At 73.5% G+C, this 16203-nt stretch carries 14 protein-coding genes; 6 read left to right on the forward strand and 8 right to left on the reverse strand.

The window, feature by feature from the left end:
- Positions 1-9 precede the first annotated feature (9 nt).
- The 3 genes from H030_RS0124040 to H030_RS0124050 are packed head-to-tail and all read left to right on the forward strand — an operon-like array spanning position 10 to position 3099.
- Entirely contained in the window at positions 10-1017 is a 1008-nt protein-coding gene (locus tag H030_RS0124040) for an MsnO8 family LLM class oxidoreductase (RefSeq protein ID WP_035129381.1), read from the forward strand.
- On the forward strand, positions 1014-2150 hold the full coding sequence (locus H030_RS34775) for an LLM class flavin-dependent oxidoreductase (protein WP_051223572.1): 1137 nt from the start codon (positions 1014-1016) through the stop codon (positions 2148-2150). The genes H030_RS0124040 and H030_RS34775 overlap by 4 nt, the downstream gene beginning before the upstream one ends.
- 7 nt (positions 2151-2157) lie before the next feature.
- Positions 2158-3099 carry a quinone oxidoreductase family protein gene (locus H030_RS0124050; protein ID WP_027008010.1) on the forward strand — a complete coding sequence of 314 codons (942 nt, stop codon included), beginning with the start codon at positions 2158-2160 and terminating at the stop codon, positions 3097-3099.
- Here H030_RS0124050 and H030_RS0124055 read toward each other — a convergent pair.
- The 4 genes from H030_RS0124055 to H030_RS0124070 form a co-directional block, all read right to left on the reverse strand.
- Complete coding sequence (locus H030_RS0124055; protein ID WP_027008011.1) at positions 3096-4112, reverse strand: isopenicillin N synthase family dioxygenase; 1017 nt, start codon at positions 4110-4112, stop codon at positions 3096-3098. The genes H030_RS0124050 and H030_RS0124055 overlap by 4 nt on opposite strands.
- Before the next feature lie 107 nt (positions 4113-4219).
- Positions 4220-5080, reverse strand: a complete 861-nt coding sequence (locus tag H030_RS0124060; RefSeq protein ID WP_027008012.1) for an enoyl-CoA hydratase-related protein — start codon at positions 5078-5080, stop codon at positions 4220-4222.
- Between the two features lie 9 nt (positions 5081-5089).
- Entirely contained in the window at positions 5090-6259 is a 1170-nt protein-coding gene (locus H030_RS0124065; protein ID WP_027008013.1) for an acyl-CoA dehydrogenase family protein, read from the reverse strand.
- A 17-nt stretch (positions 6260-6276) separates the two neighbouring features.
- Positions 6277-6906, reverse strand: a complete 630-nt coding sequence (locus H030_RS0124070; RefSeq protein WP_027008014.1) for a QsdR family transcriptional regulator — start codon at positions 6904-6906, stop codon at positions 6277-6279.
- Positions 6907-6985: 79 nt separating this feature from the next.
- Here H030_RS0124070 and H030_RS0124075 point away from each other — a divergent pair, with 79 nt between their 5' ends.
- Complete coding sequence (locus H030_RS0124075) at positions 6986-8935, forward strand: TolB family protein (RefSeq protein WP_027008015.1); 1950 nt, start codon at positions 6986-6988, stop codon at positions 8933-8935.
- Here the strand turns inward: H030_RS0124075 and H030_RS0124080 are convergent.
- Positions 8932-10356 carry an MFS transporter gene (locus tag H030_RS0124080; protein WP_027008016.1) on the reverse strand — a complete coding sequence of 475 codons (1425 nt, stop codon included), beginning with the start codon at positions 10354-10356 and terminating at the stop codon, positions 8932-8934. The genes H030_RS0124075 and H030_RS0124080 overlap by 4 nt on opposite strands.
- A gap of 117 nt (positions 10357-10473) precedes the next feature.
- On the opposite strand from H030_RS0124080, the gene H030_RS0124085 reads away from it, so the two are divergent.
- A complete protein-coding gene (locus H030_RS0124085) occupies positions 10474-11355 on the forward strand; it encodes a helix-turn-helix transcriptional regulator (RefSeq protein WP_051223574.1) in 882 nt (293 codons plus the stop codon).
- Between the two features lie 10 nt (positions 11356-11365).
- On the opposite strand, the gene H030_RS0124090 is transcribed toward H030_RS0124085, so the two are convergent.
- Entirely contained in the window at positions 11366-12889 is a 1524-nt protein-coding gene (locus H030_RS0124090; protein WP_027008018.1) for an AMP-binding protein, read from the reverse strand.
- Positions 12890-13097: 208 nt separating this feature from the next.
- On the opposite strand from H030_RS0124090, the gene H030_RS0124095 reads away from it, so the two are divergent.
- The gene (locus H030_RS0124095) at positions 13098-13922 is read left to right on the forward strand and encodes an alpha/beta fold hydrolase (RefSeq protein WP_027008019.1); all 825 of its coding nucleotides are present in this window, start codon (positions 13098-13100) and stop codon (positions 13920-13922) included.
- Here the strand turns inward: H030_RS0124095 and H030_RS0124100 are convergent.
- Positions 13919-14701 (reverse strand): SDR family NAD(P)-dependent oxidoreductase, encoded by a 783-nt coding sequence (locus tag H030_RS0124100; RefSeq protein ID WP_196809255.1) that lies wholly within the window; start codon positions 14699-14701, stop codon positions 13919-13921. The two genes, H030_RS0124095 and H030_RS0124100, sit on opposite strands and share 4 nt — an antisense overlap.
- Before the next feature lie 2 nt (positions 14702-14703).
- Complete coding sequence (locus tag H030_RS34780) at positions 14704-16188, reverse strand: MFS transporter (RefSeq protein ID WP_035129618.1); 1485 nt, start codon at positions 16186-16188, stop codon at positions 14704-14706.
- Positions 16189-16203: the final 15 nt, after the last annotated feature.

Below are 16203 nucleotides of genomic sequence, written 5' to 3' on the forward strand. Positions count from 1 at the left end.
AGTCTGTCCATGCTCCTCTCCGTCCTCGACCAGGCCCCGACCCGTGAGGGCGGCGCGCCCGGCCACGCGATCCGCGAGGCGATCGAGCTGGCGCAGCACGCCGACGCGCTCGGCTTCCACCGCTTCTGGGTCGCCGAGCACCACGCGATCGGCAGCGTCTCGATCTCGGCGCCCGAGGTCCTGATCGGCCTGATCGGGGCGCGCGCACAGCGGATCCGGATCGGCGCCGGCGGCATGCTGCTGCCCAACCACCGCCCGATCCACGTCGCCGAGCAGTTCCGCCTGCTGGAGGCGCTGCACCCCGGGCGCGTCGACCTCGGGATCGGCCGCAGCGAGGGCGCGCTCGACCCCGCGACGGTGCTGGCCTTCGGCCGCCCCGGCGACAACGCGCACGGCGCCGGCTTCGAGCAGCAGCTCGACCAGCTGCTGGCCTTCGGCGGCGTCACGCCGCTGCCGGACGACGACCCGCTGGCCGGCGCGCGCGCCGCGCCGACCGACGTCCCGCTGCCGCCGGTCTTCCTGCTCGGCTCCTCGCGCAACAGCGCGCAGACCGCCGCACGCAAGGGCCTCGGCTACGGCTTCGCCGCCCACACCAACCCCGCCGACGCCGCGACCGCGCTGCGCGAGTACCGCGACAACTTCGTCCCGGCGCGCCCCGACGACCAGCCCCACGCGATCCTCGCGCTGAAGGTGATGGTGGGGGAGGACGACGCGCACGCCGCCGCGCTGGCGGCGCCGAGCCACCTCGGCCAGGTCCAGGCGCGGCTGGGCGTCAACCGCCCGCTGATGACCGTCGAGGCCGCGCTGGCCCACGCGTGGACCGACGAGGAGCGCGCGGTCGAGGCCAGCCACGGGGACACGAGCGCCGACGTCGCCGGCGGCCCCGAGACCGCCCGCGCGCAGCTGGAGGCCGCGGTCGCCGCGTCCGGCGCCGACGAGGTGGTCGCGATCACCAACACCTATGACTTCGACGAGCGCCGCGCGGCGATCGCGCGGCTGGGGAGGCTGTTCGCATGACCATCGTCCCGCACTGGTTCCTGCCCACCAACGGCGACTCGCGCAGCGACCTGTCGCTCGGCAACGCGGTCGGCGTCGAGGGCTCGCGCGTCAACGCGAGCGGCGGCGTCGAGCGCGCGCCCGACATCAGCTACATCGGCCAGATCGCGCGGTCGGCCGAGCAGCTCGGGTTCGTGGGCGCGCTGACGCCGACGTCGTCGTGGTGCGAGGACGCGTGGGTGATCACCGCCGGGCTGACGCAGGTCACCGAGCGCTTCAAGTTCCTGGTGGCCTTCCGGCCCGGCCTGCAGTCGCCGACGCTGTCGGCGCAGATGGCCGCGACCTACCAGCGGATCTCCGGCGGGCGGCTGCTGCTGAACGTCGTGACCGGTGGCGACGACGCCGAGCAGCGGCGCTTCGGCGACCACCTCACCAAGGCCGAGCGCTACGCGCGCGCCGGCGAGTTCCTCCACGTCGTGCGGGAGCTGTGGACCGGCGAGACCGTCGACCACCAAGGCAAGTACTACGACATCGAGGGCGCGCGGCTGCCCGCGGTCCCGCAGTGGCCGGACGTCTACCTCGGCGGCTCGTCGCCGGAGGCGCTGGAGGTCGCGGCGCGCTACGCCGACGTCTACCTGACGTGGGGCGAACCTCCGGCGCAGGTCGCCGAGAAGCTCGACCGCGTCCGCGAGGTCGCGGCGCGCGAAGGCCGCGAGCTGCGCTTCGGGATCCGCCTGCACGCGATCTCGCGCGACACGGCGGACGAAGCGTGGGCGGAGGCCGACCGGCTGCTGGCGGGGCTGGACGCCGAGCAGATCGCGGCTGCGCAGGCGGTCCAGCGCGCGTCGCAGTCCGAGGGCCAGCGGCGGATGACCGAGCTGCACGGCGGCCGCACCGACGACCTCGTCGTCTCGCCGAACCTGTGGGCGGGCGTCGGGCTCGTGCGCGGCGGCGCGGGGACCGCGCTGGTCGGCAGCCACCAGGAGGTCGCCGACCGGATCGAGGAGTACCACGACCTCGGGATCACCGAGTACATCTTCAGCGGCTATCCGCACCTGGAGGAGGCCTACCGCGTCGGCGAGGGCGTCCTGCCCGAGCTGCGGCGCCGCGGCCTGCTCGCCGACGACGGCGCCGCCGTCGGCGCGGCGTCGTGACGTCGGCATGCGCGCGATCGAGCTGACCGCGTACGGCGACACCGACGCCGGCAACCTCCGCATCGCGGAGCGCCCCGAGCCGGTCCCGGAGGCCGGCCAGGTGCTGGTCGACGTCCGCCGCGCCGGGGTCAACTACGCCGACCTCTCGCGCCGCCGCGGGACCTATGACCGGCGCGACGGCCTCGCGCCGCCGCTGGTCCTCGGTGTCGAGGTCGCGGGCGTGCGCCGCGACACCGGCGCCCGGACCGTCGCGCTGACCGGCGGCTACGGCGGCTACGCGGAGGTCGCCGCGGTCGACGAGGGCCTGGCGTTCCCGGTCCCGGACGGCGTCACCGACGACGCGGCGCTGGCGCTCCTGCTGCAGGGCCTGACCGCCCACCACGTGCTGCGCACCGCCGGCGGGCTCGGGGCGGGGGAGAGCGTCGTGATCCACGCGGCGGCCGGCGGCGTCGGCTCGCTGGCGGTCCAGCTCGCGCGGATCTGGGAGGCCGGTCGAGTTGTAGGAGTCGCCTCGACGCCGGAGAAGCGGGAGCTCGTGCTGGAGCTCGGCGCCGACGCGGCGATCGACGCCGACCCGGACGGCCTGGCCGACCGGATCGCCGCCGCCAACCGCGGCCGCCGCGCCGACGTGATCGCCGAGAGCGTCGGCGGCGCGACGCGCGTGGCGTCGCGGGCCGCGCTCGCGCCCGGCGGGCGGCTCGTCACCTTCGGCGCGGCCGGCGGCGCGGGCAGCGGCGCGCCCGACCCCCGCGAGGTGGCGTTCAGCCTGCCCACGCTGCTCGGCGACCGCGCCGCGCTGGCCGGCCCGCTGGCCGAGCTGCTCGCGCTCGCCCGCAGCGGTGCGCTGCAGCCGGTCCTCGGCGGCGTCTACGCGCTCGAGGACGCGGCCCGCGCGCACGCCGACCTGGCGGCGCGCCGCACGACCGGCAAGCTGCTGCTCGACGTCTAGACGAGGTCGGCGTGGTGGCGCGCGGCCACGTCCGGGTGCGCGCGCAGGCGCACCTTCAGCGAGTTCGCGCCGTAGTTGGACAAGATCGGGTTGTTGGGGTCGATGCTCTCGCCGCCCGGCGCCGCGGCCGCCAGCTCCGGCGGCAGGTCGACCGGCTCCACCTGCGCCTCGAACTTCGGGTTGAAGAAGTACGCGACCGAGACACGCGGGACGCCCGCGGGCGGCGAGACGACGCGGTGCGGCGTCGCGCGGAAGTAGCCGCGGCTGACGAGCTGGAGCAGCTCGCCGATGTTGACGACGAACGCGCCCGGCCGCGCGGGCACGGCGACCCACGCGCCGTGCACCTCTGCCTCGAGACCACCGACCGCGTCCTGGTGCACGAACGTCAGGAAGCCGCCGTCGGTGTGCACGCCGACGCCCTGGTCGGTCGGGAAGTCCTCCGACGGCGGCGGGTAGCGGATGATCTTCGTCAGGATCTCCGGCGGCGAGACGGCGGCGTCGAAGTGGTCGAGCGGCTGGCCGAGCGCGAGCGCGACCGCGTGGATGAGGTCGCGCCCGACGGCCTCCAGCGCCGCCAGCCACTCCGTGACCACTGTCCGGAACTCCGGCAGCTGCGCCGGCCACAGGTTCGGCCCGCGCAGGCGCAGCCAGTCCGGGTCGTCCGGCCCGATCGCCGGCGCCTCGAGCTCGCGCGAGACGTCGATCTGCTCGCGCAGGTCCTGGCGGCCGTTGGTCCGCTCGCCGCCGAGCCGCGTGTAGCCGCGGAACTGGGGCGAGTTGACGTTCTCGATCTCCAGCCGCTGCTCCTCGGGCAGCGCGAAGAACGCCTCGGCGACCTCGAAGATCCGGCGGTCGAGCCCGTCCGGCAGGCCGTGGCCGGTCAGGTAGGCGGCACCGATCTCGTGGAACACCTCGCGCAGCCGCGCGACGAACGCCGTGCCGTCCGAGCCGGCGGGATCGGCGCGGAAGCCGCTGATGTCGAGGACAGGAAGGGGCGGGTAGTTGTCGCTCATGGTCTAAATATTCTAATTCCCATTGACAAACTAGGAAAAGTCCCGCGCCATCATGACCGGCGGCTCGACGCCCCGGACCTCGACCCGGAGCTCGAGCCCGAGCCCGCCTAGGTGAACTCCGGGAACGCGTCGTCGTCGCCGAAGACCGGTGGCAGCCCGTCGCTGACGCGGTCGGGGAAGACGGCGGCGCGCTTCTCGAGGAACGAGGTCACGCCCTCGCGGGCGTCGGCCGATTGGCCGCGGGCGAACATCGCGCGCGAGTCGGCGCGGTGGGCGTCCATCGGGTGAGCGGCGCCGAGCATGCGCCACATCAGCTGGCGGGCGAGCGCGACGCTGACCGGCGCGGTGTTGTCGGCGATCTCGCGCGCCAGCGCCTGCGCGGCGGGCAGCACCTCGGCGGCGGGGAGGACCGCGCGCACGAGCCCGCCGTCGAGCGCCTCCTGCGCAGTGAAGATCCGGCCGGTCGCGACCCACTCCATGGCGCGGCTGATCCCGACGACGCGCGGCAGGAACCAGCTCGAGCACGCCTCCGGCACGATCCCGCGGCGCGTGAAGACGAAGCCGAGCTTGGCGTCGTCGGCCACGAAGCGGACGTCCATCGGCAGCGTCATCGTCAGCCCGACGCCGACCGCGCTGCCGTTGAGCGCGCCGATCACCGGCTTGTTGCACTGGAAGATCCGCAGCGACAGCCGGCCGCCGCCGTCGCGCGGCGGCGGGCCGCCGGCCGCCACGCGGTCGCCCCAGTCGAACGTCTCGCCGCCGCGCTCCAGGTCGGCACCCGCGCAGTAGGCGCGCCCGGCACCGGTGAAGACCACCGCACGGACGTCGTCGTCGGCGTCGGCGTGGTCGAGCGCGGCCAGCAGCTCGTCCTGCATGACCTGCGTGTAGGCGTTGAGCCTGTCCGGACGGTTGAGCGTGATCGTCAGGACGCCGTCGTCCTGGCTGAGGAGGATCTCGGTCGGTTCCATCGCCGCAACCTACGCCAGGTGCCCGCCGACGCGGCGCCGTCCGGACAGCAGGTTCTTGGCGATCGCGCGGCGCTGGATCTCGTCGGTGCCCTCGAAGATCCGCCACAGCCGGACCTCGCGGTACCAGCGCTCGATCGGCAGCTCGCGGGTGTAGCCCATGCCGCCGTGGATCTGCATGACGCGGTCGGCGATGTGGTTGGCCATCGTCGCGCCCGAGAGCTTGGCCATCGACGCGTGGTGGCGCGGGTCCTGGCCCTGGTCGACCGTCCACGCGGCGAGCAGGACGAGCCAGCGCGCGGACTCCAGCTCGACCTCGCTGTCGGCGATCATCGCCTGGATCATCTGGTGCTCGCCGATCGTGGTGCCGAACGTCCTGCGCTGGCCGGCGTACTCGATCGCCATCGTCAGCATGCGCTCGGCCGCGCCGATCGCGACGGCCGGGATCCGCCAGCGCCCGCGGCCGATCCACTCCATCGCCAGCGGGAAGCCTTGGCCGACCTCGCCGAGGACGTTGCGCGCCGGGACGCGGACGTCGTCGAAGGACATGGAGATCGGGCGGGCCGGGCCCATCGTGTCGATGACCGACGACTCCCAGCCCATCGCGCGGTCGACGATGAACGCGGTGAAGCCGCCCTTGTACCCCAACTCGGGATCGGTGACGGCGATGACGATCGCGAAGTCGGCCTCGGCGCCGCGCGTGATGAACGTCTTCTCGCCGTTGAGCACCCAGTCGTCGCCGTCGCGCCGGGCGCGCATCCGGATCGCCGTCAGGTCGCTGCCCGCGTCGGGCTCGGTGACCGCGAAGCACGACGCGCGCGTGCCCTCCAGCGCGGGCAGCAGGTACTCGGCCTGCTGCTCCTCGTTGGCCTTGTACAGGATCACGTCGGTCTCGCCGCCGAACATGAACGGGACGAACGAGCGCCCGACCTCGGTCCAGATCAGCGCCTGCGTGAGGGTTGGCAGGTCGGCGCCGCCGAACGCGGCCGGCGTCCCGAGGCCCCAGAACCCGAAGTCGCGCGCCCTGGCCTGCAGCGCCCGCAGCTCGTCGTGGGGGAGCCCGGACTCGCCGCGGCGCTCGCGCGCCAGCAGCTCCGGCTCCAGCGGCATCACCTCCTTGGTGATGAACGCACGGGCGGTGTCGCGCAGGTCGCGCTGCTCGTCGGTGAGGGAGAAGTCCATGGTGATGTCCTTCCCGGCTAGGCCGGGTTCTCGCGCACGATCAACGCGATCGCGCGGCGGGCGGTGTCGAGGTCGGGGTTCATCGCGGGGTCGCCGTTGTGATGCAGGAAGCGCTCGCCGACCGAGACGATGACGTCGGCCAGCAGCTCCGGATCCTCGGGCGGGCGGTAGTGGCCGGCGGCCACCTCGGCGTCGATCAGGTCGGTGGCGGTCGCGACCAGGCGCGGGCGCACGGCGCCGTCCAGGTCGGTGATCAGGCGCAGCCCGTTGTCGCCCTCGGCGGCGAGGAAGCGCTGCATCGAGCCGCTGCTGAGCGCCGTCAGGTAGTGGTCGGCGACCTCGCGGACGCGGTCCGCGCCGCGCGTGGTCGCGCGCTGCGCGATGTGCGTGAGCAGGCCGTGCATGTCGGCCCAGATCAAGTCCGACAACAACTGCTCGCGGTCGCCGGTCCAGCGGTAGAGCGTGGTCCGGGCGACACCGAGCTCGGCCGCGAGCGCGGCCATGTCGAGCCGCTCGCCGCGCCGGAACGTCGCCTGCGCGAGCGCGAACGCCGCCGCGGGCGTCGCGCGTGACCGCTCGTGCGCGGCCCCGGCGAGCGCCTGGGCGAGGGCGGGCGACGGCGTGCCGGCCGGCGGTCGCGTGGGCATGGCGCGCAGGCTACATCGTTCCGGTCGTGATCCCAACGCTACACTTGCACTCTTGTGTAGCGACAGGTACGTTGCGCCCATGTGTCGCATCTGGAGGAGTGGCACGGCCGTCGTCGCCGTGTTGATCGCGCTGTGCTGCGCCGGGCAGGCCGGGGCCAAGAACACCAACTTCGCGTTCCAGCCGATCAAGGTCCAGCGCATCGACCTGCCCAGGAACATCAGGTGGGCGCGCTTCCCGGGCTTCACCCACGACGGCCACCACCTGCTGTTCTGGAACGAGGGCGACGTCTGGATCACCGGCCTCAGGGGCCAGGGCACGCGCTGCCTGACCTGCGGGCTGAAGAACCGCCCGAAGATCGACGACCCCTACCAGCTCGCGACGATGCTGACCCCGTTCCCGGACGGCAGGCGCGTGCTGCTGGAGCAGGACAACCAGGTCGCGACGACCCAGCTCGCCGTCCTGGAGTGCACGCCGAGCGTCGCCGACTGCGCCACGCGGCGGCTCGTGCCGATCGACTACGCGGCCGCCGAGCCGACCGCGATCGCGCCCGGCGGCGCGCTGCTGGCGCCGCAGATCGGGCTGCCCAACGTGGCCGCCCACGCCCAGCTCGCGCCCGACGGTAGGCACGTCGGCTTCTCCCAGGCGCGGTCCGACAGCGTCGAGGCGATGATCGTCGCCCGCCTGGACCGGCCCACGAACGACACCTACACCTTGAGCGACCCGCGCGTGATCAACCCGGCCGGGCCGTCGTCGCCGAGCGACACGGGGCTCGCCGGCTGGTCGGACAGCAGCTCGCTGTTCGAGTTCAAGACCTTCACCAACGGCGGGGCCGACGCGACCTACGTCCAGGTCGGCGGCGCCTCGACCAACACCGACATCTGGTCGGTCAACCTCGCCACCGGCAGGCGTACGCGCCTGACCTCGCACCCGGACTGGGACGAGGACAACGCGGGCTCGCCCGACGGCAAGTTGATGACCATCTACAGCACCCGGACGATGCACTACACCGACTGGCTGGGCGGGCTGCTGCCGGTGCGCGACTTCGTCTGGGCGCCGGTCTCGGCGATGTCCTCGTCGATCGGCGGCAACACCGCGTGCATGGGCCCGATGTGGCTGCTGCCCGGCACCGGCGACCAGGGTGCGGCGCTGTCCGGCCAGCCGATCGTGGAGTACCGCTATCCCGGCGTGCACGTCGTCGACACGCTCGCGGAGTCCGCGCAGTGGAGCGCCGACGGCACGATGATCGCCCTCGACGCCACCGACGACCGCACCGGCAGGGCGCCGCCGTACCTGCTCGTCGCGCACCTGACGGCCAACCGGGCGAGCAGGCCGCTGCGCACGGTCAGCTCGCAGCCCGGCGCCTGGGCGGTCAAGCCGCAGGACTACCACGGCGCGATCGGCTACTCGGGCGACGTGACGCTGCCCGGCCCGGGCGGCGGCAGCGTGACCGTCCACTACGGCAGCACGACCGGCGCGCTGTCGGGGTCGTGGAGCGAGACCTACAACAACTACACGGAGAACGGCGACGTCGTCAACGGCACCGTCGCGGCGACCGGCGGGGCGGCCAGCGACGGCTCGCTCAGCTCGCACCTGACGATGACCGGCAGGCACACCGGCAGGGCCGACATCGAGCTGACGTTCAGCAGGGGCATCCACGGCCACGCGAAGGTGACCTACGACGGCGTCGCCGTCGAGGGCCCGAGCAAGGCGGAGGCCAACTCGAAGGTCTCCGGCGGCCCGAGCACCGCGTGCCCGTCGCTCCTGCCCAAGAAGCCCGCGCTGAAGGCGACGGCCACGCGCCTGTCCGGCGGCCGCTACCGCGTCACGGTGACCGCGAGCGTCGCCGACACCGGCTCGAACGAGGGCGCGACCGCCACGTCGCCCGTGCGCCACGCGACGATCGCGGGCGCCGGCGGGACCAAGGCCTACACCAACGCACAGGGCGTCGCGACCGTCCGCGGAAGCGGGCGCTTCACGGTCACGGCCGGCGACACCCTGCTGCCGGCGTCGGTGCGCCTCGCCCGCTAGTCCCGCTCCGGGCGCAGCGCGACGGCGACCAGGGCGGCGGCCGCGAGGGCGATCGCGGCGTTGACGGCGATCGCGGTCGTGACGCCGCCGAGGACGTGGGCGGCCGTCGGCGCGCCGAGGCCGGCGGTTGCGATCGTCGACATGACCGGGATGCCGAGCGTGATGCCGACCTGCTGGCTCATCGAGGTCAGGCCGGTCGCGACGCCCTGCTCGTCGTCGGGCAGCGCGCCCGTCGCGGTGACCATGAAGCCGACGATCGCCACCAGGTTGGCGACGCCGCCGGCGAACGTCGCGGCCAGCAGCAGCGCCATCCAGCCGCCGCTCGCGCCGAGCGCCACCAGCGTCGCGGTCGCGGCGGCCTGCACGACGAAGCCGCCGACGATCGCGCCGCGGCGCCCGAACCGCGCGATCGCCCGCGGGCCGAGCGCGCCGCCGACGACGGTGCCCACGCCGAGGACCGCGAACGACAGGCCGGCGACCAACGGCGAGTAGCCCAGGACGTCCTGCAGGTACAGGGTCAGCAGGAACACCAGCGACGTCTCGGTCGCGAAGGCCAGGACGCCGGCGAGGTTGCTGACCGCGACCGTGCGGTTGCGCAGGACGTGCAGCGGCACCAGCGGTGCGGCCGTCCGCTGCTCGACCACCGCGAAGACCATCAACAACACGACGCCCGCGGCCAGCGCGCCGAGCGTGGCCGGATCGGTCCAGGCGGTGGTCTCGGCGTGCGTCAGGCCGAACACGATCGCCAGCAGCGCGCCGGTGATCGCCAGCGCGCCGCCGACGTCCAGGCGCGGCCGTTGCGCCGGCCTGCTCTCGGTCAGCACGCGCGGAGCGACGGCGAGCACCGCGGCGGCGACGATCACGTTGATGAAGAACGCCCAGCGCCAGCTGAGCACGTCGGTCAGGACGCCGCCGAGGATCGCGCCGGTCGTGAAGCCGGCGGCCATCAGCGCGCCGTTGAGGCCGAGCGCGCGGTCGCGCAGCGGCCCGGCGGCGAACGCCGTCGTCAGCAGCGCGAGCGCCGAGGGCGTGACGATCGCGGTCGCCAGGCCCTGCGCGGCACGCGCGGTGAGCAGGACCGCCGGGCTCTGCGCCAGGCCGCCGACCAGGGACGCGGCGCCGAGCAGCGCCATGCCGACGAGGAACATCCGGCGCCGGCCGAACAGGTCGGCGACGCGGCCGAAGAGCAGCGTGAACCCGGCGGCGCCGAGCGCGAACGTGGTCGGGACCCACTGCAGGGCGCCGAGGGAGAGGCCGACGTCGCCGCCGACGACCGGCAGCGCGACGTTGAGGATCGAGAAGTCGACGGCGAGCGTGAAGCTCGCCGTGAGCAGGACCGCGAGCAGCAGGCGCTCGCGGGTCGCGGCGCGGGGTGGCGCGGCGACGGCTGGTGCGGGGAGAGAGCGGTCGATGGTCGACATGGGGTCCATGCTCCGCCGCGGCCGCGCGGCCAGCCAGACCCCGGCGCAGGGTCGGCACGGCGTGCCTACCACTCGCAGGGTCACCCAGGACCGCGCCGGGCGCGCGATACTGAGGGCGTGGCCGGATCAGCGACTTCTACAACAACTCCGGACGCGGCCAGGCGGCCGCTCGGCGAGTTCCTGCGCAGCCGCCGCGCGCGGTTGACGCCCGAGGCGGTCGGCCTCGTGTCCTACGGCGCGCGGCGCGTCCCGGGCCTGCGGCGCGAGGAGCTCGCCCAGCTGGCCGGGGTCAGCGCGACGTACTACACGCGGTTGGAGCAGGGGCTGAGCACCAACGCCGGCCGCTCGGTGATCGAGGCGATCGCCCGCGCGCTGCAGCTCGACGACGACGAGCGCGCGCACCTGTTCGACCTCGCCGGCCCCGCGGGCTCGGCACCGCGCCCGCGTCGCCCGCGGCCCGAGACGGCGAGCGCGAGCACGCTGCACCTCGTCGCCGCGATGCGCGACGTGCCCGCCGTCGTCCTCGGCCGCCGCACCGAGGTGCTGGCCTGGAACGCGCTCGGCCACCGCCTGCTCGCCGGGCACTACGACGTCGCCGCGCCCGAGCGATCGCGCGAGCGGCCCAACCTCACGCGCATGCTCTTCCTCGACGCGCACACGCGCGAGCTGTACCGCGACTGGACGACCGAGGCGACGCGCGCGATCGCCTCGCTGCGGCTGGTCGTCGGGCGCTTCCCCGACGACCGGCTGCTGGAGGAGCTGGTCGGCGAGCTGTCGGTCAGGAGCGACGCGTTCGCCGCGCTCTGGGGCAGGCAGGCGGTCGCCAACTGCATCTCGGGGACCAAGCTCCTGCACCATCCCGAGGTCGGCGACCTCGACCTCGAGTTCCAAGCCCTACAACTTCCCGACGACTCCGGCCAGCGCCTGCTGACCTACGTCGCGGCGCCCGCCAGCCCGTCGGAGGCCGCGCTGACGCTGCTGCGCTCCGCGCTCGCCTGAGCGCGCGGCCTCAGCGCCAGTAGGGCTCGCGCAGGAGGTACTTCTGCACCTTGCCCGTGGAGGTGCGCGGCAGCGCGTCGCGCACCTCCACCGAGGTGGGGCACTTGAAGCCCGCCAGGCGCTCCTTGCAGTAGGCGATGATCTCGGTCTCGTCGAGGGTCGCGCCGTCGCGGCCGACGACGAGCGCCTTGACGGTCTCGCCCCAGCGGTCGTGCGGCACGCCGATGACCGCGGCGTCCGCGATGTCCGGGTGGTCGTAGAGCACCGCCTCGACCTGGAGCGAGGACACGTTCTCGCCGCCGGTGACGATCACGTCCTTCTTGCGGTCGGTGATCCGCAGGACGCCGCCGTCGTCCAGCTCGCCGCCGTCGCCGGTCGCGAACCAGCCGTCGTCGAGCAGCACCTGCGCCGAGACGTCGGGCTTCTCCCAGTAGCCGCTCATCGTCTTGGCGCTGCGCGCGAGCACCTGGCCGTCCTCGTCGATCGCCAGCCGGACGCCGACCAGCGGCGCGCCCGCGGCGGCGAGGCGCTGCGCGCGCTGCGCCGGATCCAGGCCCTCGGAGGGCAGCACGCGGTTGACGGTCAGCACCGGCGCGGTCTCGGTCAGCCCGTAGGCGTGGATCATCTCCCAGCCGGTCGCGCGCTCGAACTGCTCGATCACCGCCGCGGGCGTCGGCGCGCCGCCGGAGACCATCCGCGCGGTGCCGTCGCCGGGCACGTCCTGGCCCGCCGCGCGCAGCTCGCCCGCGGCCTGCTCGATCGTCGCGGCGACCGGCGCGGCGCCGCAGAGCAAGGTGATGGACTCGCTCTGCACGCGCCGCAGGATCTCCGGCCCACGCACCTCGCGCTGGATCACCTGCGGGACGCCGAGCGCGGCGCACGCCAGCGGCAGGCCCCAGCCGTTGACGTGGAAGATCGGCAGCGTGTGGAGGTAGCGGTCGCCCGGCCCGAGGCCGAAGCCCCAGCCACCGGTCACCGCGTTGAGCCAGTGGCTGCGGTGCGTGAGCACGACGCCCTTGGGCGCCGCGGTCGTCCCCGAGGTGTAGTTGATGGTCGCGATCGCGTCCTCCTCGATCCGTGGCCACTCGGCACCGCCGCCGTCGGGCGCGAACAGCGCGCCGTCCTGCTCGCCGTCGAGCACGATCCGGCGCGGGGCGGTGACCGCGGCGAAGCGCTCGTCCAGGCCCGGGTCGACGAGCAGCAGCTGCGCGCCGCAGTCGTCGACGATGTACTGCGCCTCGTCGGCGGTCAGCCGGAAGTTGATCGGGACGAGCACGCGGCCCGAGCCCATCGTCGCGAACAAGGCCACCAACAACTTCGCAGCGTTGGGGGAGACGATCGCGACGCGCTCGCCCGGCCCGATCCCGAGCCGGTCGAGCTCGCGGATCATGCCGTCGCAGCGCGCCATGACCTCGCCGTAGGTCAGGCGCCCGAGCGCGCCGGCGACGCCGGGCTCGTCGACGACGCCGAGCCTGTCGTGGTGCAGGGCGCGGGCCTGGTGGCAGAAGTCGGCGGTGGTGAGCGGGACGGTCATCGCTGCAGACCGTCCCACACCGCCGTCGGCGCGGGTGCCGCTTGACCGTCGATACCTGATCGCGATCGGCGCGCCCACGGACGACGCCCAACCGGGCGATGTCGTTACGAAGAGGTCACGAAAACGCTCGCCCGATCGCGTAGACCATAGGGCGTGCCGGAAGGGGGTCCGGCACTCCACCTCACAGCATCACGATTGGAGCAGGACCATGCCCACCATCACCTCGAACGACGGCACCGAGATCTTCTACAAGGACTGGGGGACCGGTCAGCCGATCGTCTTCAGCCACGGCTGGCCGCTGTCCTCGGACGACTGGGACACGCAGATGCTGTTCTTCCTGGCCCAGGGCTACCGCGTGGTCGCGGCCGACCGTCGCGGTCACGGCCGCTCGGAGCAGGTCCGCGGCGGCCACGACATGGACCACTACGCCGACGACCTCAAGGCCGTCGTCGACCACCTCGACCTCACGGACGCCATCCACGTCGGGCACAGCACCGGCGGTGGCGAGGTCGTGCACTACATCGCCCGCCACGGCGAGGACCGCGTCGCGAAGGCCGCGATCATCTCCGCCGTCCCGCCGCTGATGGTCCAGACCGACGCCAACCCGGAGGGCCTGCCCAGGAGCTTCTTCGACGAGGTCCAGGCCGGCATGGCCGCGGGCCGGGCGTCCTTCTTCCGCGGCTTCGCGGCCGGGCCGTTCTACAACTACAACAACGACCCGGAGAAGACCGACGACGCGATCGTCGACAACTGGGTCCGCCAGGGCCTCAACGGCGGCGCGATCGCCCACTACGACGGCATCGTCGCGTTCTCCCAGACCGACTTCACCGAGGACCTCAAGAAGATCACGGTCCCCGTCCTGGTCATGCACTCCGAGGACGACCAGGTCGTGCCCTACGCCGACTCGGGCCCGAAGTCCGCGGCGCTGCTGCAGAACGGCACCCTGAAGACCTACAGGGGCTTCCCGCACGGCATGCCGACGACGGAGGCCGCGACGATCAACGCCGACCTCCTGGAGTTCATCAAGGCCTAGCGCTTGTCCTCGACGACGGCGTTGCCGCCGTCGACCACGAGCACTTGCCCCGTGACGTAGGACGCCGCCGGCAGCGCGAGGAACGCGACTGCTGCGGCGACCTCGTCCGGGGTGCCGGGGCGGCCGGCGGGTGTGGCGTTGCCCGCCGCGAGCTCCTCCTCCGGCGAGGATGGCGTCGCGATCCAGCCCGGCAGGACCGCGTTGGCGGTCAGGCCGGATGCGGCCTCCTCGATCGCCAGCGCGCGCGTCAGGCCGACCATCCCGGCCTTCGCGGCGTGGTAGGCCGCGTCGCCCGCGTAGGCGACCAACGGCCCGGAGACCGAGGCCACCATGATGACCCGCGCGGCGTCCGACGCCGCCAGGTGCGGCAGCGCCGCGCGCGTGACCTGGAACGCCGTCGTGAGGTTGCGGTCCAGCGCGCTGCGCCACAGCGCGTCCGACGTGTCGCGCAGCGACCCGGACCCCTCGGGGTCCGACACCGACGTCATCCCCGCGTTGTTGACGACCACGTCGACGCGCCCGAACGCCTCCACGGTCGCGGCAACCAGCGCCCGCGCCGCCGCGTCGTCGGTGAGGTCGGCGACGAACGCGGCCGCCTCGACGCCCTCCGCCCGCAGCTCCTCGGCGCGCTCGAAGACCCGCTCGGTCGTCGCCGTCACCATCACCCGGGCACCCAGCGCGCCCAACCGCCGCGCGCATGCGAACCCGATCGCGCCGGCGCTCCCCGCGCCCGTGACGAGCGCGGCGCGGCCGCGCAGGTCGAACGCGGGGAGCGTCACGCTCAGGCCGCCTCGTGGGCCGGCGTCGTGACCGGCGCGGGCGCGCGGGCCGCGCCGATCCTGCGCGGCAGGACGACCAAGGCCACGAAGAACCCGAGGGCGAACAGGCCGCCCGCGACGTAGAACGCGGTCGTGTAGCCGTGCACCGCTGCCGCGGCCTCCACACCCCGCTGGCCCCTGTGGTCGCTGACGTAGCCGGACACCGCGCTGGCGAAGATGGTGGACAACAGCGCGGTGCCGACCGCGCCGCCGACCTGCTGGCACGTGTTGACCATCGCGCTCGCCACACCCGCCTCGTAGCGGTCGACGCCGAGCGTCGCGGTCGCGAACGACGGCGCGAAGATGCACGGCATCCCGATGCCGAGGATGATCAGCCCCGGCAGGACGTCGCTCGTGTAGGACGACGTCGGCGTCAGCTGGGCGAAGAACACCAACATGCTGATGACGCCGAGCGTCATGCCGGTCATGATGATGGGCTTGACCCCGACCCTCGGCAGCACCTTGGTCTGCAGCGTCGGCGCGACGATGAAGATCAGCACGGTCATCGGCAGGAACGCGACGCCGGTCTTCAGCGGCGAGTAGCCGAGGTTCTGCTGCATGAAGTAGGTCAGGAACAGGAACACGGCGAACACGCTGCAGCCGGCGATCGCGATCGCCGAGTAGGCCCCGCCGCGCGCGCGGTTCGCCACGATGTGCAGCGGCAGCAGCGGCTGCGGCGCGCGCCTCTGCCAGACCACGAAGGACACCAGCAGCACGACGCCGAGCGCGAGCGACACGACCGTCCTGGCCGAGGTCCAGGAGTCGGTCGCGGCCTCCGAGAAGCCGAACACGATCGCGAACAGGCCGCCGGACGCGAGCACGACGCCGAGCCAGTCGATCTTCGGCCGCGACGGGTTGGCGTCGGTGACGATCAGCCGCAGCGCGAAGAACGCCGCCGGGATCGCGATCACGAGGTTGACGTACAGGCACCAGCGCCACGTCAGGACGTCGGTCAGCAGGCCGCCGAGCAGCAGCCCGACCGACGCGCCGGCGGTCGCGACCGCGGCGAAGATCCCGAACGCCTTCGGCCGGTCCGGCGAGTCGGCGAACGTCACGGTCAGCAGCGACAGCGCCGACGGCGCGAGCAGCGCGCCGAACACGCCCTGCAGCGCGCGGGAGGCCACGAGCACGCCGAACGTCGGCGCGAGACCACCGATGAACGAGACGACGGCGAAGCCGATCAGGCCGGTGAAGAACGTCCACTTGCGCCCGAAGAGGTCGCCGATCTTGCCGCCGACGAGCAGCAGCGAGCCGAACGCCAGCGCGTAGGCGGTGACGATCCACTGGCGCGACTCGTCGGAGAAGCCGAGGTCCTGCTGGGCGCTGGGCAGCGCGATGTTGACGATCGTCGAGTCGAGCACGACCATCAGCTGGGCGATGCCGAGCAGCGCCAGGACCGCCCAGCGGTTCGGCGCGGCGCTCGCGGTGGGGGAAGGGGAGGAGGCCATCCCGTCCACCATACA

It is taken from the genome of Conexibacter woesei Iso977N (assembly GCF_000424625.1).
Taxonomy (GTDB): Bacteria; Actinomycetota; Thermoleophilia; order Solirubrobacterales; family Solirubrobacteraceae; genus Baekduia; species Baekduia woesei_A.

Coding starts and splice junctions, on each gene's coding strand:
- H030_RS0124075 (WP_027008015.1), top strand. CDS start 6,986: ATGTGTCGCATCTGGAGGAGTGGCACGGCCGTCGTCGCCGTGTTGATC.
- H030_RS0124070 (WP_027008014.1), bottom strand. CDS start 6,906: ATGCCCACGCGACCGCCGGCCGGCACGCCGTCGCCCGCCCTCGCCCAG.
- H030_RS0124060 (WP_027008012.1), bottom strand. CDS start 5,080: ATGGAACCGACCGAGATCCTCCTCAGCCAGGACGACGGCGTCCTGACG.
- H030_RS0124040 (WP_035129381.1), top strand. CDS start 10: ATGCTCCTCTCCGTCCTCGACCAGGCCCCGACCCGTGAGGGCGGCGCG.
- H030_RS0124065 (WP_027008013.1), bottom strand. CDS start 6,259: ATGGACTTCTCCCTCACCGACGAGCAGCGCGACCTGCGCGACACCGCC.
- H030_RS0124090 (WP_027008018.1), bottom strand. CDS start 12,889: ATGACCGTCCCGCTCACCACCGCCGACTTCTGCCACCAGGCCCGCGCC.
- H030_RS0124095 (WP_027008019.1), top strand. CDS start 13,098: ATGCCCACCATCACCTCGAACGACGGCACCGAGATCTTCTACAAGGAC.
- H030_RS34780 (WP_035129618.1), bottom strand. CDS start 16,188: ATGGCCTCCTCCCCTTCCCCCACCGCGAGCGCCGCGCCGAACCGCTGG.
- H030_RS0124080 (WP_027008016.1), bottom strand. CDS start 10,356: ATGTCGACCATCGACCGCTCTCTCCCCGCACCAGCCGTCGCCGCGCCA.
- H030_RS0124050 (WP_027008010.1), top strand. CDS start 2,158: ATGCGCGCGATCGAGCTGACCGCGTACGGCGACACCGACGCCGGCAAC.
- H030_RS0124055 (WP_027008011.1), bottom strand. CDS start 4,112: ATGAGCGACAACTACCCGCCCCTTCCTGTCCTCGACATCAGCGGCTTC.
- H030_RS34775 (WP_051223572.1), top strand. CDS start 1,014: ATGACCATCGTCCCGCACTGGTTCCTGCCCACCAACGGCGACTCGCGC.